This window comes from Allomuricauda ruestringensis DSM 13258, assembly GCF_000224085.1.
Lineage (GTDB): Bacteria > Bacteroidota > Bacteroidia > Flavobacteriales > Flavobacteriaceae > Flagellimonas > Flagellimonas ruestringensis.
Map to the genome: position 1 here is coordinate 2,787,276 of NC_015945.1, position 20,476 is coordinate 2,807,751.

The 20,476-nt window shown below is 43.3% G+C and carries 15 protein-coding genes and 1 pseudogene; 14 read left to right on the plus strand and 2 right to left on the minus strand.

The features are described from left to right. Window positions 1-17 precede the first annotated feature (17 nt). Together MURRU_RS12510 and MURRU_RS17420 are read left to right on the plus strand one after the other, a co-directional pair. A complete protein-coding gene (locus MURRU_RS12510; RefSeq protein ID WP_014033840.1) occupies window positions 18-1,304 on the plus strand; it encodes a serine hydrolase domain-containing protein in 1,287 nt (428 codons plus the stop codon). A 202-nt stretch (window positions 1,305-1,506) separates the two neighbouring features. Further along, window positions 1,507-3,075, plus strand: a complete 1,569-nt coding sequence (locus MURRU_RS17420) for a choice-of-anchor D domain-containing protein (protein ID WP_014033841.1) — start codon at window positions 1,507-1,509, stop codon at window positions 3,073-3,075. Between the two features lie 244 nt (window positions 3,076-3,319). On the opposite strand, the gene MURRU_RS12525 is transcribed toward MURRU_RS17420, so the two are convergent. Next, window positions 3,320-4,591, minus strand: coding sequence for a hypothetical protein (locus tag MURRU_RS12525; RefSeq protein ID WP_014033842.1), 1,272 nt, complete (start codon window positions 4,589-4,591; stop codon window positions 3,320-3,322). Window positions 4,592-4,720: 129 nt separating this feature from the next. On the opposite strand from MURRU_RS12525, the gene MURRU_RS12530 reads away from it, so the two are divergent. From MURRU_RS12530 to MURRU_RS18105, 7 genes and pseudogenes are all read left to right on the plus strand, one after another. Further along, on the plus strand, window positions 4,721-6,088 hold the full coding sequence (locus MURRU_RS12530; protein ID WP_014033843.1) for a hypothetical protein: 1,368 nt from the start codon (window positions 4,721-4,723) through the stop codon (window positions 6,086-6,088). A gap of 205 nt (window positions 6,089-6,293) precedes the next feature. Then, on the plus strand, window positions 6,294-6,833 hold the full coding sequence (locus tag MURRU_RS12535) for a helix-turn-helix domain-containing protein (protein ID WP_014033844.1): 540 nt from the start codon (window positions 6,294-6,296) through the stop codon (window positions 6,831-6,833). A 104-nt stretch (window positions 6,834-6,937) separates the two neighbouring features. Further along, window positions 6,938-8,407 (plus strand): serine hydrolase, encoded by a 1,470-nt coding sequence (locus MURRU_RS12540; RefSeq protein ID WP_014033845.1) that lies wholly within the window; start codon window positions 6,938-6,940, stop codon window positions 8,405-8,407. An 826-nt stretch (window positions 8,408-9,233) separates the two neighbouring features. Next, window positions 9,234-10,772, plus strand: coding sequence for an ABC transporter permease (locus MURRU_RS12545; protein ID WP_187289848.1), 1,539 nt, complete (start codon window positions 9,234-9,236; stop codon window positions 10,770-10,772). 103 nt (window positions 10,773-10,875) lie between these two features. Then, the gene (locus tag MURRU_RS12550) at window positions 10,876-12,558 is read left to right on the plus strand and encodes an FISUMP domain-containing protein (protein WP_014033847.1); all 1,683 of its coding nucleotides are present in this window, start codon (window positions 10,876-10,878) and stop codon (window positions 12,556-12,558) included. Window positions 12,559-12,707: 149 nt separating this feature from the next. Beyond that, a complete protein-coding gene (locus MURRU_RS12555; protein WP_148261509.1) occupies window positions 12,708-14,387 on the plus strand; it encodes a serine hydrolase domain-containing protein in 1,680 nt (559 codons plus the stop codon). 145 nt (window positions 14,388-14,532) lie between these two features. Further along, a pseudogene (locus tag MURRU_RS18105) lies at window positions 14,533-15,077 on the plus strand (P-loop NTPase family protein); the annotation flags it as partial. Between the two features lie 70 nt (window positions 15,078-15,147). Here MURRU_RS18105 and MURRU_RS12570 read toward each other — a convergent pair. Next, the gene (locus MURRU_RS12570) at window positions 15,148-15,744 is read right to left on the minus strand and encodes an N-acetylmuramoyl-L-alanine amidase family protein (RefSeq protein ID WP_187289849.1); all 597 of its coding nucleotides are present in this window, start codon (window positions 15,742-15,744) and stop codon (window positions 15,148-15,150) included. A 262-nt stretch (window positions 15,745-16,006) separates the two neighbouring features. On the opposite strand from MURRU_RS12570, the gene MURRU_RS12575 reads away from it, so the two are divergent. Genes MURRU_RS12575 through MURRU_RS12595 form a run of 5 tightly spaced genes read left to right on the plus strand, consistent with a single transcriptional unit; the run spans window position 16,007 to window position 20,420 of the window. Next, the gene (locus MURRU_RS12575) at window positions 16,007-16,294 is read left to right on the plus strand and encodes a hypothetical protein (protein WP_014033850.1); all 288 of its coding nucleotides are present in this window, start codon (window positions 16,007-16,009) and stop codon (window positions 16,292-16,294) included. A gap of 1 nt (window position 16,295) precedes the next feature. Next, window positions 16,296-16,574, plus strand: a complete 279-nt coding sequence (locus MURRU_RS12580; RefSeq protein ID WP_014033851.1) for a hypothetical protein — start codon at window positions 16,296-16,298, stop codon at window positions 16,572-16,574. After that, window positions 16,567-18,981, plus strand: coding sequence for a TraG family conjugative transposon ATPase (locus MURRU_RS12585; protein WP_014033852.1), 2,415 nt, complete (start codon window positions 16,567-16,569; stop codon window positions 18,979-18,981). Before MURRU_RS12580 ends, MURRU_RS12585 begins: the two co-directional genes overlap by 8 nt. After that, window positions 18,978-19,583 (plus strand): TrbJ/VirB5 family protein, encoded by a 606-nt coding sequence (locus MURRU_RS12590; RefSeq protein WP_014033853.1) that lies wholly within the window; start codon window positions 18,978-18,980, stop codon window positions 19,581-19,583. The genes MURRU_RS12585 and MURRU_RS12590 overlap by 4 nt, the downstream gene beginning before the upstream one ends. A 6-nt stretch (window positions 19,584-19,589) precedes the next feature. Further along, entirely contained in the window at window positions 19,590-20,420 is an 831-nt protein-coding gene (locus MURRU_RS12595) for a hypothetical protein (protein WP_014033854.1), read from the plus strand. Window positions 20,421-20,476: the final 56 nt, after the last annotated feature.

The window sequence follows — 20,476 nt, forward strand, 5'->3', positions numbered from 1 at the left end:
AAAGGTAATTTTAAAACATGCATAATTTTAAGGTTTCCCCGAAGATACTTCCAATGCTTGCTTTCCTAACCCTGATATTGGTGTTTTTTGGCAATGGCCCAGTCCAAGATGTTCAAAAATCTGTTAGTAAGCCCATGGTACGGAAGACTGTTGCCGATACGATGGAGCTTAAACGGTATCAGGTGAAACAACGGGAATTGATGCTTGCCGTAAAGTCCTATTTTGATGCCGCCATTGCTTCAGGGAAAATTGTAGGAGCGGGTGTGAGCATTGTCAAAGGGGACTCCATTCTTGTTTCGGAAGGATTTGGAAGGAAAAACGCCAAGCGGCCCGATAAGGTGGACCAGGAAACCATATTTAGATTGGGCTCTTTGTCCAAGGGATTTGCTGGTGTATTGGCGGCCAGCCTTAAAAATGATGGCCTTTTGGACTGGAACGATAGAATTAGTGATTATGTCCCCAAGTTTCAATTGGGGGACATCGAAAACACCCAAAAAATTACATTGGCAAACATTTTGTCCCATACGTCGGGTACCCCGTATCACAGTTTTACCAATTTGGTGGAGGCAGGTCTTTCTCCTAAGGATATCGCAAGCCGGTTCAAAACAGTGGTCCCTATAAGTGAGCCCGGGACCATATACAGCTATCAAAATGCTATGTTTGCACTTTGTGGAGAGGTGGTCCGGCAAAAAACAGGCCAGGATTTGAAATCAGTTTTTACTGAACGAATTTTCAGGCCTTTGGGGATGCACACCGTCAATATGGATCATGTGACTTTGGTCGGTTCACAGAATCGGGCCATTTCCCATAGCAATACGAGTAAGGGTTGGAAACCCCAAAAATTGAAGGATAACTATTATAATGCCATCGCGGCTGGTGGTATCAATGCCAGTGCCCTGGATATGGCCAAATGGATACGTTTTTTATTGGGACATAATCCTGAGGTCTTGGAGGAATCGGCATTGAATGAAGCCTTTACACCTTTTATTGAAGTAAAGGGACATAGCAAGTATTACCAACGTTGGCCAGGCCACTTAAAATCCTATTATGGGTTTGGCTGGCGTATCCATGAGTATGTTGATCGGTTTACCCGAGAAACAAAAACCATGGTACATCATGGTGGAAGCGTCAATGACTTTAGAAATGAAATTGCCCTATTTCCTGATGAGGACTTTGGTATTTGTGTGCTCTTGAACAGTCACTCCAAGATGGCCTCAAGAGTGATTCCTGATGTACAGGCAATCTTTCAAAAGGTGTACCATCAAGATGACCCTGTGCAAAAAATTGATCCAATCAACTCTTAAGGGTGTTGGATATCGGGTATAAATGAATGGAAGTGATTTCATTTTGTTATTAAAACCATACTTTTTTTTGAGACGCTAACGCTATGTTAACGATGGTCGTGTTATAGCCTTGTTCAAGCTGAAATAACCCTTTACTTTTAATCAAAACTTGTAAGCGAAGTGTTTTTTGGATGCTTCGATGTATTCCTAAATCTTTTTAATTATGAAAGACATGAAATTTGCTTGGGCCACTATGGCCGTTGTTTTGTTGTGGGCCTTTGGATGTAGCAAGGACGATGGGCCTACTGTTCCTTCTGGTACTTTTGAAATCGATCAAAGCAGTATGGATTTTGGCCATGTGCCAAAGGGTGAGGTGAAAAGTATGAAAGCTACCGTGACCAATGAGGGGGTAGGGGATTTAATGCTTAAAGAAGTAGCCTTTTCAGGAACCAATGCCTCGGATTTTAATTTGGGCAGTAGTATCGCTGATAGGACAATCCAAATGGGAGGTTCCCTTGAATTGGAGGTTGTTTTTGAGCCAACACAAATAGGCGCTAAAGAAGCCTTATTGACCATCAATAGCAATTTGGGAGTTCATACGGTAAAGCTATCAGGGGAATCATTGGATCCTGATGGTGTGGTAAATGTCCCGGATGCTGCGCTAAAAACCCGCTTGTTAGGCCTTGGAAAGACTTCCAATGGTACCCTCGAAGGGTATACGACATCCATAATTGATACCAATGAAGATGGTGAGATACAGGTCAGTGAGGCCTGGGCACAAGAAGGACTACTTATGTGTTTGGATGGTGAAGTGACCGATATGACGGGCTTGGAAGCTTTTGTTAATATTAGGGCACTGCTGATATCGGGTACCCAAGTTTCCGCTCTGGATCTTTCCGATAACCAAGCTTTGGAGTTTGTATTTGTTCAGGACAATGTTTTGACACAGTTGGATATATCGGAACTCCCCAATCTTCGAGGGTTATATTGTAACGACAATCAACTGACCTCATTGGATGTATCCAATAACCCAGAGCTAAAGGAACTGATGGTTTATAAAAATCAACTGACCGGGTTGGATGTTTCCCAGAACCCAAATTTGAATCGATTGGTAGCATCGGACAATCAATTGGGTTCCTTGGATGTGACAAACAATACCGAGCTAGTCCAATTAAGGGTGCACAATAATCAACTGACCGCTCTGGACGTCACCAACAATGCTAAGTTGATCGCACTGTGGGCGAATGGAAATGAACTTTCACAATTGGACCTATCCCAAAATACGTTATTGATGGATCTGGACATTTCCAATAACCAGTTGAATACCTTGGATATTTCCAAGCTTCTTCTTTTGGAGGAACTGTCCTGTGGCAACAACCAATTGACAAATCTCGACCTGAGCAATAATGTGGAATTAAAAAGTCTGAGCTGTATTTACAATGCGTTGACCAATTTGGACGTGACCCAGAATACCAAGTTGATTTCACTGAGTTGTTTCGATAATGGGTTGACCAGTTTGGATGTGTCCCAAAATGTAACATTACAGTCCTTGTACTGTGGGGTCAATCAATTGACCGCCTTGGATGTTTCCAGCAATGTGGCATTGAGCTATTTGACCTGTGAGCAAAATCAATTGGTCAGTCTGAACCTGGCCAACGGGGTCAATGAAGAATTATTTTTGATGAACGCCCAAAATAATGATTTGAGCTGCATTCAGATCGATGAGGGCTTTGTCCCTCCTGTCGATTGGGTTAAAGATGAGACGGCCAATTACAATTCAAATTGTCCCTAATCCACAATTTCTGTCCTTTTTTCCCATGGACTTGTTTTCATTGTTAAAGCCTTCTTGGTTTTTTGGCTTCGCCAAATTCTTGGTAAGGGGTATTTTATAGCTGTTTTTTATTGTGGCCACTGTATGGACTTTTTGTTCTGCAGTGGCCCATTGATTTATACAGCGTTTTTGGTAACTTCCGCCCAAGCTAATGGGTCAGGGTGGCTCATTGAGGTTGGACTCTTATGCAAGTTATGGAACCACGTTACTTTTCTCTCCCACCATCCTTGGACCCCAAGGAATGAACAACCCCCGAGTCGTTTCCCAGAACTAGTTGATTGACTGTTCCTGTGCCTTCAAATAGAATCCTAAGGCCCAATATTTTCTTTGGAGATTTTGGCACGTTCAAGGTGAATACGGATGTATCGTTGATGCGGATGTCCATTTTCCTGTCCTTTGAAACACAATCCAGTTTCACACCTTTGGACATGTCGACCCCAAATCTGGAAAGGTCGTTCTTTTTGCCATCGATTATCGAATCAAAGGCAAATAGCGAAATATTGGAAATACAACCTTTGTTTGAGAGTACCATACTTATGGGGCCATCTTCGTGCATGATTTGGATTTGGGCTGCCTGGCACGGACTGGCACCGGATTGAAGATTGTTTTTCAAGCTAAGGGACAAATTAAACGCATCCGTATAGATACTTCCAAAATCCCTCACCAGATAAAACCCCGTAATGGTATGCTTGGCAAGGGGATTCACTCCGTGGGAACGCAAGGTTTCAGCTGAGGTGCTGAGCCGATTTTCATATTGATATGCTGTTTTGTTCAAATAGATGGGCAAGGAGTCGGTTTCAATGGTGCCCAACCAATCTTCTGTGGGAATCAATATCTGCCTTTCCTTTACAATGGAATCATCCACCACTAATTTGGATTTGAAATAACCAGGCCAATAGTAGATACTTGTCGACACACTGTCCTCTCTATTGACGGAAACTCTTTTTCCCTCGTCCCAGTCTTGTTGGATAGCAACTTTGGCATCCTTATCGGCCGCTTTTGCATTGTACCTAAAAACAACGGAATTAGGGATTCCCGTGGAGACCGATTCGGCATTGAATTCAAAATCGTTTGCATCATAGTTCACGGGCTTGCGGTAAATCATGAGGAGCACGGTGACCATTATGAGGGCCAACACCAGCAGGGGTTTGGCATATTGAAGCGACTTAGGTGTTGTTGATTTTTCTTTTTTTTGAATTGGATCGGGCTTTTCTTGTGATACAAACGTACGCCAATCCGGATATCCCAAATAAGCTGCCAATACATCCAAGGTGGTTGGGTTGGGTTTTGAGGTATAACTGACCTTCCCACTGAGCCGTTTCAAAGTGGAAACACTCAAAAGGGTACCCGTCGCTTTGTGTATCGATTCACTGAGTATTTGGAAATCGCGAGTGCCCCATGTCGCTATGGGCCCCCACGATAACTTTTGGGCTATGAGGTCAAAGCAATGGGCAAGATAATTTTTGTGATCTTCCATGTAAGGGACGGCTTACCGCCTGTGAATAAACTTGAACAGATTTGAACAGGGTGTTGAGGCCTGTCATATGTACCGCTAAACTACTTTTGACTTTCATCAATCCATAGCAATCAAAAATAAAATTTTAATATGAGAACAAACAGTTTGACTATCCTAATCTTTGCCATTTTGATCAGTACCCTGTCCTGCGGACAGCAAGGACAAATACATAATGGAAAGCAGTACATTCCCTTTAGCAATTCCCTCTGGGACATTTATGATCACAAGGACTCCTTGCTCAGTATCCATGTGGTGACCGATGAGGGAAAACAGGCCCTCAGGTTGGAGCCGGGCCAACGTGCATTGGTCAAGGACAGGAACTTTAAGAATTTCCAAGTGGAGTTTTGGACCAAAGGTCTTACTCCGGGTATAGGTTTTAGGATGCAGGATGCCAAAAATTTTGAGTACCTCTATTTGAGGGCAGCTAAAGGAGGCTATAAGGATGCCCTACAATATGTCCCTGTTCATGGGGGCAATTTGCCATGGCAATTGTACAATTACCCAAAATACGAAGGCAAGGCATCTTTTCCCAGAAAACAGCAAGCTTTATTACCGATATCCTTTAAATCAGATATCGTCAAGGGAGGGGCCAATGAAAACCTCTTAAATGCCTTAAAGAATAGGGGTCTGGTATTTTCTAAAACTTCCTTCATTGATTTTATGGAAGAAGATTTATCCTATATATATGATCCTGAAACAAGCAAGGTTCTTGGCATCCGGTTCACTGAAAAAGGTATCTCTTTTTTGGAATTTAAGCAATGGATTCAAGTGAAAATCATGGTGGTGCAAGACCAAATGTCCGTTTTTATTGAGGATATGGATAAACCAGTTTTTACGGTTGACCATTTGAAGCGGGATGACCTGGGAGGTGGAATCAGCTTGATCAGCAGTTTTGACCCCGTGCTTTTCAGTGATTTTTCCGTTGCTGAAATAAGCGATACAACAAAACCACAAAATGTGGATAAAGGGAATCCATCCGATACGGAAGAATTTCTAAAGACATGGCACATATCACAGCCCTTTGCAAAGGATTCCACAAATTTTAAATCGCAAGTGGATTCAATTTTAAAGCATCGAGTAAAATTTAAAACCGTTTTGGCCGATGAAGATGGTTTGATCAATATCAGTAGGTATCATGATGATATGACCAAAACCGTAGTCTTGACCTGTAATTTGGTATCGGATTCGGATAGGACCGTACTCATGAATTTTGACTATGCCGATCATTTGGTGGTGCTATTTGATTCCAAAATACGATTTGATGGAGGTATGGATTTTCGTCCCCCTGCCGACAAGGGGGTGGAAGGACGGGTCATTGTTACGGACGAGCAAGTGCCTTTGGAACTGAAAAAAGGATCGAATGAACTGGTTTTTATGCTTTCCGGGGATGCAAGACAACAATTCAACTGGGGCTTTATCGCAAAATTGAACAATATGGAGGGAATATCCATTGAATGATAGTATTGAAGTATGATGTGATAACCAAGGACTTTTGTCCTTGGTTTTTTTGTTGGCATCCAAATGGGTTGTGCTATTCTGTAAGACCGTATAATCGTTGGTATCTCAGGAATTATTGTTTAAATCTGTTAAATATCGGACATTTGAAATGAAGCAAACTATTGAAATTAAGGGTTTGCCTTTCTATTTTTAAAAAGTACGTATCGTGTCCAAGATAAAGGAAAAAAGAGAGGAATTGAACATCACACAGGAACAGTTGGCGGAGAAATGTGGGGTTTCCACAAGGACCATACAACGTATTGAGGCAGGTGCGGAACCCAAGGGCCATACTTTGAATGCACTGACAAAGGCTTTAGGACTAGAGGTTTCGGATTTGAAGGAAAGTCCTTCCGTTATGGTACATAGTGACCATACCTGGCTAAAGATCATCAATTTTTCTTCCTTGCCGCTTACGGTGCTGCCTCCTTTGAATATTGTTGTGCCCCTTATTATCATGTTTGCCAAAAAAGAAGTGAACAGGATGAACAAACAGGTGGTGACCCTTCAGATTTTTTGGACCATTGGGGCCTTTATTCTTTTTATGCTGGCTTCATTTATGAAGAATTGGTTTGATTTGGGCAATAAGCTTATTCTCGTAACCATGATTGTTTTGGTGTTGTCCAATGTGTTTGTCATCCTCAGGAATTCCTTTGAAATCGATAAACGGGGAAAGCTTTATGTTGACCTTAACTTCAGTATCATATAGGTCTGTCGTGTGATTGTCATGTGATTGTCGTATGTCTTTTTGGTCGATTTGAAGTGTGTTGCGGGATATTTGCAAAAAATACATTCATCAAAAAATCATCAATCATGAAAATCACAAAGTTTATCATTTCGCATCTTATGTTGACCTGTGTCGGTTTGTTGCAGGTTTGTGCGCAAGTGGGTAGGGATTCCGAACTGTTCCATACCCTCAAGAAACAGGACAGTATTTTTTTTGCCAGAGGCTTCAATCAGTGCGACCTCACTTATTTGGAGGCCCATATTGCGGACGATTTAAAGTTCTATCACGACCAAAGTGGATTTCAGGACAAAACCTCCTTCTTCGAAAATACCAGAAAATACATCTGTTCCAATCCTGATATAAAGCCCATCCGGAAAGTGGATGCCAGCAGTTTGGAGGTATTCCCATTATATAACAACGGTACTTTATATGGGGCCATCCAAAAAGGCAAGCATGATTTTTACATCAGGGAAAAGGGAAAAACCGATATCAAAACGAGCTCGGCCCTTTTTACCCATGTTTGGCTGGTAGAAGGGGAGGATTGGATATTGGGCGAAGCATTGAGCTTTGACCACCAGGACCCGGAGAAGGGCAAGGCAAGTGTCTCTACTATAGAAAAGATGCTTTTGGAAACCAAGGTCCCTGCTTTGGGATTGGGGATCATTGAGGATGGTCAATTGACCAAGGTGAAGGTGTTTGGGACATTGGACAAAACCAAGAAAGCACCTTATAATACTATTTTCAAGGTGGCCTCACTTACCAAACCATTGACTGCATTGACCGTGTTGAAATTGGTGGACCATGGGTTGTTGGATTTACAGGAACCTTTATATAAATACTGGATTGATCCAGACCTAAAGAAGGATAAGCGTTACAAAGAACTGACCCCTTATTTGGTCTTGACCCACCAGACTGGATTTCCGAATTGGAGGTACATGACGGATTCCAATAAACTGCATTTTCAATTCGATCCCGGGGAAAAATACCAATATTCCGGGGAAGGTTTTGAATACCTTAGAAAGGCCATTGAGAAAAAATTGGGAAAGACCTTGGAGGACCTGGCTCGGGATTTTATTTTTGAACCTGTAGGTATGAACGATACCCGATTCTGGTGGGACGGTTCCATGAATGAATCCAGATACGCCAAAAACTTTGATGAAAACGGCAACCAGATTGAAACCGTAAAATATTATGAGGCCAATGCAGCGGCCAATCTATTGACCACTGTAGAGGATTATGGAAGGTTTGTGGCCTATGTAATCAACGGGGCAGGGTTGGATGAGCAGCTTTTTAAAGACATGCAGAAGCATCAGGTGAAGTTGAAGGAAAATGATTTTTTTGGTTACGGTTGGGAAATCTTGACCGGTTTCAATGATGATGAGTTCGCCATGTTGCATACCGGGAAAGACCCAGGGGTAAGTACCTTGGCCATCATGTTCCCTAAATCCAAAAATGGGTACGTGGTCTTTTTGAATGGAGACAATGTCAATCAAATTTATGAATACTTGTTGACCCAAAAGTTGTATCTAGGTCAAGAGCTGTGGGACAAAAGGTAATATTCTATATTAAGCTAACATAATCATGGGTGTTTTGGGAGTGGGAGTGTTCGTGCTTTATGGACGTGCTAGGTAGTTCCAATATATTCATCACTTTTTTTACTCGATTGATAACGTTTTGTTAACGGTCTACCTTAAATCTTATTGTTCATGCATATTCCCCTGATTACTTTTGGTATGGTCTTTCAAAGCCAGTGTTACTTGACTCCAATTTGACTTGGGTTAGCGTTTCGATACCTTGAGAAGCAATATTTGTATTGTACCATCATGAAACCAATTCAGAGGTCATTGTAGCAATGAAGGGAACACTTTATTGAATGGTTTCATGTATTGTCTGGATAATACCCGTCCTTTTGGACCATACAGGCAATACCAAAGTTGTTGATACCAGTGAACTAAAACTGTCCCATAGTGCTTTGTGACTACTTTATCAACCGATTGGATGACATATTGCAGTGGCTTGAAAAAGGGCAACAGGGACTTAACGATTTTCCTTGTCGGTTCCTGTTTTACCGTCGTAGATGTCCCGAAGAGTTTGCATTACCTTCACTCAGTTTCTGATGATTACGTGAGGTCGGATGATAGCATTTGATATGATATAGAAGCGTTTCCTTAAAGTTAAGGAGGTATGGTCAAGGAACAGGGTCATTTATTTTTTAAGCGTATTGACGTAATGTTCGTCAGGTTTTTTCTATGGAATATCTCAAAAACTATCTTGGGGATTTTCTGTTGTTTGATGATTGGATTTGGGATAGGTCAAGAATGGGATTCGAACTTGTTCTATCTGAGTGGGGGTACCTTGTACCAAAAGGTGTCTCCTGTTCAGATGAAAAAAGATCATGGAAAAAATTTGAAGGCATTGGATGAACTTGATTCGGATCAATTGTTTATAAATGCTATCCGTATTGCGAGTTCTGGCGGAGTTTCGAACGTGCTCCATCCTTTGGGTACAAGGGGTATAAGCAATATGGTTTTCCCACATATTGCAGGACAACGTACAATCTCTCGCGCCCTCACCTTTCTTAAATGGTCCAATTTTAAATCCGAACCGAAATATGATGTGATGATGTCCACGAGTCACGTGCTCGGCCTTTATCAGATTAGTTGGAACAACGGTTGGCCCATCGTTCGGAAGTATTTGGAGCGGCATGTATCCATAGATACGATGAAGTATTCCTTCATACAGCAAGGCAGTGCTACAGGAGGCAGGTTGCCCTATATTGAATTTTTTAAGATACTTCCCTTTATCCTTGTATTGCTGACATGTCTTAATTATATGGGTATCATCCTATCTCGTTCAATAAAGTGGTACCGGGAAATAGGGGTAAGAAAAGTTATAGGGGCAAGGAAAGGGACATTGAGGATGCGTTTTTTTACGGAAGTTTTTGTGCAGATCGTCATGGCCATGATACTTGCTGCTGTTTTAATGGAATTAGCCTTGCCTTTGATCAACACAATAACCTCAAGTCAACTGGACATCAACTTATACCAACCCAAGTTATATTTTTCGATACTGGTCATGGCATTCCTCATGCTGATTCTTGCCGGATTATACCCAGCAATGCAATTGGCTGCACTCCCGCCGTTAGGAGCACTGGAAAAAGAATTCCAAACCAAAGGCTTCCCATTGCCGCTGCGTAAAGCCTTGTTATCGATTCAAGTCGTCATAGCTGTTATTTTAATGGTTTGCTTAGGTACCATTTGGCGACAATTGCCAGATGTACAGGAAAAGGCTCCTTACCACTATTTTACAGGTAATCCATGGGACAGCGAATTCAATACCCACTCCAAATCCATGAAGCCAATGCTTTCCCCCAGTAAATTATCTCAAGGCGACAACCAAGCTATCACAATAAAATATGGCGATTCAAAGCAAACTTTGGCATATTTTGATAAAGAAGATCGGCATGTTGGGGAGCAACCATTCCGTTCCAAGTCACTGGGCCAAAACATTGAACGAAACCATATGAACATTCGAAAAGTTTGGACATTATTGATAAGCTGTTCCCTGGTATCCCTGTTTATGGTCTTTCTGGGCATATGGGGTATAGCGATACAACTTTCCAATGCGCATCAAAGGGAATTTGCCGTTCGAAGAGTATTAGGGGCCGGAACCATTTCAATTTTTATCGTCCTTTCAAAGAATTTCATCAAGCCCTTGCTATTGGCTTTTTCAATTGCAATACCAGTCTCAAGCTATATAGGGGTACGATGGCTGGAATCATTTGCCATACATGCCTCCATGCCTTGGGGGAGCTTGGTAGGTGCCATTTTGGTTATCATTTTTAATGCCCTTGTCACCATTTGTGCACAGACCTATACGATTAACAAAAGCAATTGGGTAGGGAGCCTGCGGATGGGGTAAGACATAATTATGGGTTCAAATATTAAAAAAAGATGACAAAACTGTAACATTATGTTATACAAGGTATCTTTTAATGTAAACTACTAATCAAAAATCAATCTAAATGAAACTGAGATTACAACGGGTTTTGCCCGTATTCACACTGGTCTTTATCATGGGATTTACCGCTTCGACTGCACAATATAATGGTCCAAAGGGAAAGCGTGGAAGCTTTACAGACCATAGGGATGGGAGTAGCTATACGACCGTGGAAATAGGAACGCAGGTTTGGATGGCAGAAAATTTTGCCTATTTACCAGAGGTTGACACCATGAACATATCAGTATACGGTTATAAGGGAAATTCTGTTAAAGAAGCCAAACGTAGCAAGTACTACAAAAAATATGGAGCCCTTTATTCATGGGAAAAGGCCAATGAGTTGGCTCCCAAGGGTTGGCGATTGCCGACGGACAAGGATTGGATACTTTTGGAAACCACTGTGGGCATGTCCAGAGATGAGGCCGTTAAAGAAGGTTGGAGAGGAACAAGTAATAGCGTGGCATACTTAAGGGAAAATGGAGGTGCAGGTTTTGATGTTCAGTTGGCAGGCTGGCGAACAGATTACGGTGATTTTAGGTTTATGGGTGAGCATGCCAATTTTTGGGTAGCGGACAGTCATGATTCCGAAAGGGCCTTTGAAAGAATGATTGGTGCGACCAATACGAAAATCGGTAGGGAACAAGGAAACAAAGGCTGTGGATTCAGTGTACGCTATGTTAGGGATGTTCCGGCCGAAAAATATATTACCTATCCTGAAGCTGAATGGGAAATGATGGAGAACGTCTCGGAGTTTGGCTGGAGCCAGGATAAAATAAACCAGCTCTACCGCTATGCGATAGACAGTACACATGCTACGGGTATTATCGTTGTCCAAAGTGGCAAAATGATCTATGACTATGGCGATACCCATGAACTTAGCTATATCGCATCTGTCAGGAAAAGTATGCTATCCATGTTGTATGGGAAGTATGTGGAGGATGGTACCATTGACCTTAATAAGACCCTTGAAGAATTGGACATCGATGATGTTGGTGGGCTCTTGGAATCCGAAAAAAAAGCGACCATATGGGATATCCTGACCTCTAAATCCGGAGTGTTTCATGCAGCCAGTAATCCTGGCGGGAATGAATGGTTGTTTCCTGAACGCGGGAGTAAGGCACCCGGGACCTATTTTATTTATAACAACTGGGATTTCAATGTGGCCGGTCACATCTTTGAGCTGGAGACCGGTCAAAATATCTACAATGCCTTTGAGAACGATATTGTCAAGAAAATTGGGTTCCAACAATGGGACCGCAGTAAGCAGCAGAAATCCGGGGATACCTCCAAATCCAAGTTCAAAGCCTATCATTTTGAAATGTCCACTAGGGATATGGCCAGGGTCGGTTATCTGATGCTACGCAAGGGCAAATGGAAAAATGAACAGGTCTTGCCTGCTTCTTGGGTGGATAAAATGACCACGATTACCACTAGTTATGCGGACATGTACCAAGTCGACCCAAGGCTCAAGGATTGGCCATGGTGGAAATGGGGACAAGGATTGATGTGGCGGATTTGGGACAGTCCGGATATATTGCCTGAATTCAAAGGAGCATATACCGCCACAGGGAACGCAGGTCAATATATTACCGTTATTCCATCAATGGATATTGTTGTCGCCCTTAAGACCAAAGCTGTTTATGGGAGAAGGACAAATAAAGAGGTCTACGAAAAGTTTTTGTATCAATTGTTTGATGCCAGGAAATAATTCCCCTCGTTATTCTTATTTTAGGTAGTCCACGCAATACAGGGATATCTTGCGTAGAAGACCTTGCCGATTGCAAACCTGAAAAGTTGAAGTCGGCAGGTTCTTTTTCTATTGAAGGGGGTATAAAACCTGTGAATTTATTCATTGTAATGAAAGCAGTAATCACCATATTTTTTGTTGTACTAGCCTTGGGATTGGATGTCAATGCCCAGATAAACCCAGAAGAGCAAGCTAAAATCGATAGTATTTTTTCCCAATGGGACCATCCCAACTCCCCCGGGGTCGCTATTGGGACTGTTAAAGATGGAAAATTGGTCTATTCCAAAGGTTATGGTATGGCAAATCTTGATTACGGGATTCCAATATCTGGAACATCAAAATTTTATATCGCTTCTATGGCCAAACAGTTTACCGCGGCATGTATCGCCTTGTTGGCCATTGAAGGTAAGATTGACCTGGATGATGAGGTCCATGCATATATTCCTGAATTGCCCAGATATGGAGAAGTAATCACGATTCGTAATCTGGTGCACCATACAAGTGGTTTACGTGATTACTTGGAGTTGATGTACCTGTCAGGAACGTCGTTCGAGGACTATTTTACTATTGAAGATGGAATTCAACTTTTGGGGCGACAATCCAATGTCAATTTTTTACCGGGTGAGAAACATAGCTATTCCAATTCCGGATATATCCTATTGGCCGAGATTGTTAATCGGGTCAGTGGGATGACCATTCGGGAGTATGCTGATAGGAACATCTTCAAGCCTTTGGGCATGAACGATACTTTTTTCAATGATGACCACAGCCAAATCATTAATAACAGGGTTGTGAGTTATCGAAAGGAATCCGATACTTTCAAACGATATGTACAGAATTTTGATGCCTTGGGAGATGGTAACCTGATAACAACCATCAAAGATTTGTATTTATGGGACCAGAATTTTTATCGACCAAAAGTTGGAGGAGCAAAGTTTCTGGACCTGATGTTGACCAAGGGACGATTGAACAATGGGGACACCATTGATTATGCCTTTGGTCTGGTACACGATACCTATAAAGGGTTACCTACCCTTTCACATGGTGGGGCTTTTTTAGGTTTTCGAACACAGTTTATTCGTTTTCCAGAGCAACGGTTTTCGATAATTGTGTTGGCGAGCGTTTCAGGTTCAAATCCTACAGGGAAGGCCTATCAAATTGCGGATATCCTTCTGAAGGATAAACTTTCTGCTTCTGAACCAGAAGTTCAGAAGCTAACATCGTTCGAGGTGGAACCAGTCCCTTTGACTAAAGATGAATTACGCCAGTTTGAAGCTTCCTATTGGAGTTACGAAGAGAATTATTCAAGAAAGATTTACCTGAAAAGTGACACCCTAAGATATTCACGTGGGGAACAAAATGAAAATAGGTTGTTGCCAATCGATAGGAATGAATTCCAAATGTTGGATGTTACGGATGGTCTAAGGGTCAATTTTCATTTGAAATATGGTAAACCCTATAAAATGATTGTTACGGTCAATGGAAACAATCCAAGTGAATTATATGCCTATATGCCCTTGGAAGCAAAGGACCAAGACCTTAAGGCGCTGGAAGGGTCTTACTACAGCAAAGAACTTGATTGTACTTATGTGCTAAAAGTTAGGCTTGATGGGTTGGTCCTCATGGTCAATGATGTAGAGATGGGGCATTTACGACCGGTTATGGATGGATTGTTTGTTATTGAGGATTTCGGTGTAATTAAGTTTGATGAGAAAAATAAGAACGTATTTGTTTTGGATGCTAACAGAGTCAAGCAAATAAAATTTTCCAAATCGAAGACTATAGGATGAGCCATATGGTTTAGACCACCAAAAACGGAAAATGTTAGCCAATCAATTTTTCGATTTAGTGAACCGAAAATCAGTTTTTTGCGTTAGTCTTGAGGGTGTTCACTTTCATCCGCCGCTGGTGGGATACATTGACCGCCCTATCCACAGGGACAAGCTCATGTCCGGGGAACGGTTCAAGATCTACAAGGAAGACCGTAGGATATTGCTGAAACTCTGCAACTACACATCAAGGACTATGACAGCTGCAAAAAGGACGGCATCGATCCCAACAAGGGCCTGTTGCTGACCGGGCCAGTGGGCTGTGGCAAGAACAGCCGGATGCGGCCATTGAAATTCCTGGAGCCCTACCAAAAACCCTATTCCGTCATTCCCAGCCGAAATATTGTGTTCGGGTTCAACCACATTGGTTTCAAGGTCATTGAGGATTACGGCAACGGGCATTACTTTTGTTTTGATGACCTTGGCGTGGAACCCACGGGAAGGCATTATGGAAAGGATTGCAATGTGATGGGGGAGATCCTGTTACCGCCCTATGAGCTTTTTGTCAACCGGCAGATCAAGACCCATTGCACCACCAACCTCAATGCCAAGGAGCTGGAGGAAAGTTATGACAAGCGGGTTAGGAGTCGCATTCGGCAGATGTTCAATCTGGTGGCCTTTGAAAAGGACAGCAAGGACAAGCGCAAATAACTTCATTACCGTTTGAGCACCATTCCCAATAGTTTTCCGATGACCTTGATGATCTCCATTAAAAATGCTTTCATAGTTCCAGGTTTTTATAATTGTCAATGCCCAATAGGATGGCCCTGATGTTCCTGCCCTTTGATAGATAACCTACTTCATCCTGGTGGGAGAGAAAGGCGATTTCAGCCAAAACAGACGCACAAGTGTGAACTTCCCGCAGCACCTGAAAGTGGGCAGATTCAATGCTTCGTTGTTTGATGCCAAGGTTCCATGCCACTTCATTCAGAATTGACCTTCCCAATGCGAGGGATCCCTTGCTATGGTTGTGCGGTGTGCCATGTACAAAAACCTCCATGCCTTTTGTTTCCGGGTTTTCCGCATGGTTACAATGCAGCGACACAAACACATCGGCACACAGGGCTTTTGCCAATCTGGAGCGATCATCAAGGGATATCAAGGTATCGGTGTAACGGGTAAGATAGATATCGTATTTGCCATCCAAAAGGGTATGGTTCCATCGAAGGATTCCCCTAGCCACACCTAAGGTCACATCCATTTCCCTAACTCCGTATACCCCAATGGCACCGGAATCCACCCCACCATGTCCGAGGTCAATGACTATAATTTCTTTACGGGGTATTTCCTGACCAAAAAGCGAATTGAAATTGCACATCAAAAGGACAAAAACTTTAACTGAGCGAAGTCGAAGTTTAACGTTTTTGACGTTTTTGAGGGTTTTGTAGATCCAAGGTTTTAAGGTTATCAACATGGCATTCCGCTTTTTACATAGATTTTGGTACCAATCCGCAGCAATAAAAACCAAATCATATCAATGAATATGTTATTCACAAATATCTGAAATTCAGTTGTTTGTGTATCAATATAAGGTAATTTTCGAATATCAAAACCAAACGAATTTTTAAACACTTTTTGATATGAAAAAAGCACTGTATTTCACCCTGTCAACATTTTTTGTTCCCTATGGTCTTTTGGCCCAGATCGGGGGCATTGAGGATTCTGTCAATGATATTTCCGATACCATACGGGCCATCTTCCCTATTATACTGGGGGTCATCTTTCTGGTGGGCTTTCTGTTCAATGCGGGACATTTCTTTGGGGAGAACTCCGACTTGAAAAAGGGCATTACCCGGGTACTGGTCTTTGTGCTGATCGCGGGGGCCGTTGTGGGCATCTTCACTTATCTCATCGGAATAGTGGTCTAGAATGAAAAAGTACGAGGTCTATAGAAATATCCGCAAGCAGGCCATGATCATGGGCTTGTCCCTTTCCCTGTTTGCCTTGCAAATGGTATCGGTCATCGGTTCCCTGCTGATCATCATATTTTCCTTCAGTCTTGGTGTCATCGTTGCCCTGCTGTTGTTCAATGCCCTGTTGTTCGGGGTATTGGCACAGTGGGTTAAAAACCCCCATATACTTGCTATCCAAAAGGTCTTTCCCCGGACCATCAGTAATAAACGCTTAAGCCCCTTCTCCTATGCATAAGATCAACCTCAATGCCTATCATCCCATTCTGGACATCCAGGGGCATACCGTGTTTGCCTCCAATGGCAATGTAGTACTTTGTTACAAAGTGGATCTTCCCGAGGTGTATTCCCTTTCCGAGCCCGATTTTGAGGAACTGCACAGTATGTGGTTCCAGGCCTTCAAACCCCTGCCCACGGGTACGGTCATCCATAAACAGGACAACTACCAAAAAGTTGGGTATGATAGCAAGCAATTGCCAAACGGTACCTTTTTGGAAAGGGCCACCCATGATTATTTTAAGGGCAGGGAATACCTAAAACATCTAAGCCATCTGTTCTTTGTACTGCCCTTGGACAAGGCCCTGAATGCGGCCAAGTATGTCAACCCCTTTCGGAAAACGGAAAAAGGCTATTATCGAAAATTGGACGTCCAGGTAGCGGAATTCATCACCGCGGTGAACGATGCCGTTTCCTTCATCAACAATGGCCAAAGAGTGTCATTGGTGCCCATGGCACCCGCTGGGATTCTTACCCATACAAACGATTATTACAACGGTTTCAACCAAGATTTCGATACGGATATTTTGTTGGACAAAAAACATATCGAGATCGGGGACCATTATTTTGATGCCATAGCCGTCAACAATGAAGGGTGTTTTGGCGGAACGGTCCAGAGCAGTAAGATCAATGAAAAATTTACTTCGGATGACTTTAGCTTTCATCAAGGGTTTATCGATGGATTGGGATTGGACCTTAACGAGAACCATATGGTCAACCACATCCTCTATCTGGATGACAAACACAAATGGCGCAAGCTCTTGGACAAGAAAGTGGAGGAACTCAGCAAAAGTTCCAATTTTGGTTCCCAGAACAAAGTGGTCCTCAAAAAGGTCCAGCATATCCTGGATCAGATCAATAGCGATGATTCGTCACGTATCATCCGTGGCCATCTCAATATCATTTTTTGGCATCCGGAAACCGAACAGCTAAAACGGATAGGCTCCAAGATCAAGGCCGAGTTCAAGGAATTGGACATTACACCCTATCACCCCAATGGCGAGGAGCGCAAGCACTACTTTTTGAACTCGCATCCCTGCCATACCACCAACTTCTCCAACGAAGATCTGTATGTAACGGATCTCAAACATGCGCTGTGCCTGTACATCAACAATACGAATTACAGATCCGATGATACGGGCATCCTTTTCGGTGACCGCCAGCACAACATTCCTGTCTTTAAGGATGTCTGGGACGAACGGAAAAAACGCATTAAGGCACGGAACTTTGCCATTTTCGCCCCCACCGGGGAGGGAAAATCCTTTTTGGCGAACAACATACTCCGCCAATATTTCGAGGCGGGTGTTCGGCTGGTCATTATCGACCTGGGGGGCTCCTACGCCAAATTTGCCAAGCTGTACCCGGATGACCATATCATCCTGAGGTACGAGCAGGACAAGAACCTGGGCATCAACCCTTTTTTTATTTCGGATGAATCCGACCTTACCCCTGAAAGGCTGGAGGACCTGGCCGTATTCTTATTGGAACTGTTGGCAGAGGGCAATACGATGTCCAAAGGTAGGGAAGTGGCCATGAAAAAGGTGCTGCTCCATTATTACAAAACTGTACGGGAACACCATTCCCTTGCCTCACTGTACCGGTTTGTGGACCATCATAAGGACAATCTGATCCAGGAGCTCCATATCAGGGAGGAGGATTTCAGTGTTTATGGATTTCTGCACATCCTTTCGGAGTATGTGGATAATGGTCTTTACAGCTTCCTGTTCCATGTCGGGGAGGATCAAACCTATACCATCGAGGACAAAAGGATGATCGTCTTTGAACTGGACGAGGTGCGCGACAACAAGGAAATCCTTTCGGTAATGCTCAAGCTCATCAAGTCGGCCATCCAACGGACCATTTGGAGAAACCGTTCCGAACGGGGCATCATCCTCTTCGATGAGTTTGCCAAGCAGCTGAAATTTGCGAACGTGCTGGAAAGTGTGGAATTCTATTATCAGGCCATCCGGAAGCAGAACGGGGCCATTGGCATCATCCTACAGTCCATCAACCAATTGCCCAATAATTCCACTTCTGCCAGCATTTTGGAGAACACACAGGTGATTTACAGCCTCCGTAACGAAAAGGGCTATGACGAGCTGAAAACCAGATTGAACTTATCGTCCCATGACCTGAATCAACTGCGGTCCATCCGCAACAACCTGACGGGGGATAGGAAGTACACCGAGATCTTTATCAAGATCGGAAAGGAGAGCAACATCTTCCGCTTGGAGGTGCCACCGGAGGTCTTTGCCGCCTATCTGACGGATGGGACAGAGAGTACACAGATATTGGAACTTTTCGAAAAGACGAACGATATGGAACAAGCCATCACCACATTTATTAACTATAAAGACAAAGCGACATGAAAACAATTAGAAAGCTCACTTTTGGGAAAAAGATACTTACTCTGGGATTTGCCCTAACCTTCACTTTATTTATGCCCGGCCGAGCCACGGCCCAGGGGATGCCGGTGTATGACAATACCAACTTTATCAGTCTGGCCAAACAGCTTGTCGAATCCGCCAAACAGACCTCCCAACTGTTGAAGACCGTGGAGTTTTTACAGCAGCAGAAGGAACGTATCGAACAGGTCAGCAGTGTTCTGCAACAGCTCAATGCAGTTCAGGAACTCATCCAGAACAACCAACAGCTCTTCCATATGGTCCAGAACGACCTACAGGAGATATTGAACTCCCCCTATATCAAACCGGGGGAAATTGACAGGATTACGGATTCCTTCAATGATATCATAGAGCGTTCCATGGAAAGCGTGGATTATGTCAACACCATCCTGTCGAGCGGACTTTTGAAAATGGAGGATGCCGAACGTGCCAAGGTATTGAAGGACCATGAACTCAAATCCAAGGAAATGGTCGCCGAGATTCAGGCCAAGACCCGTCGCTACCGGGAGATCATTTCCTTCAGAAAGATGCAGGACAGGATCAATAATCGTGAAACAAATTATTAGGAAGCTATGTTCTTGGGAATAGGATTGGAATATGTGGATGCGGTCTACCGGACCATCATGGACAGTGATTTTGCCCAGTACACCATTACGGGCATGAAGGCACTGGCCGTCCTGTTTTTTTTGGTGAACATCTTAAAGAAGTACAACGAGGGCATCGCTTCGACCGATGGCCATACCTGGGGGCTGACACCTACGGAACTGGCCAAGAACTTTGCCATAGTGATCTTGGTGATATTCTCCACACAGGTATTGGATGTCTTTGATACCATTTTGGTCTCCATTGAGGCCCAATACAGGGATACGGCCCCGGCGCTCCTCCCGTTACAGCTACAGGATGTGGATCTGGAACGGGATGTGGGCGCACTGGAGGCCGCCAAAAAGGCGTTGGCACTGTTGTACGAGGCCTTGGTGACCCCCTTGTACGGATTGAAGGTGCTGGCCTTTATCATCGGCATTTTCCTTTGGATGATGGACCTGTTCATCTATCCGCTGTTCCTGGCGGAACGTTTTTTCTTATTGGGCATTATGCGGGCCTTCTTTCCCTTGGTGATCAGCTTGGCCGTGTTCGAAAAGTTCAGGGGACTGGCCTATAATTTCTTTAAGCTTTATGCGGGGGTCTATATGCTCGTACCGGCCTTCTTTTTGGTCAATGTCTTCGTCAATGCCCTGTACACGGAGATCAACACAAACTTTTGGAACAACCTGTTCGGGACGGACTGGGGCAGTGAATTTTTTGCGCCCTTGATCGAACTGGCTTCCATTGGATTCATCGTGCTGTTGAAGTTCAAACTGTACCGCAAGGCCACCTCCTTTACCTTCAAACTCTTTGGTACCTAAGGGTGCCTAAGGCACATTTATAATTGCATATTATCTGCACTAAAAACTACTACTGA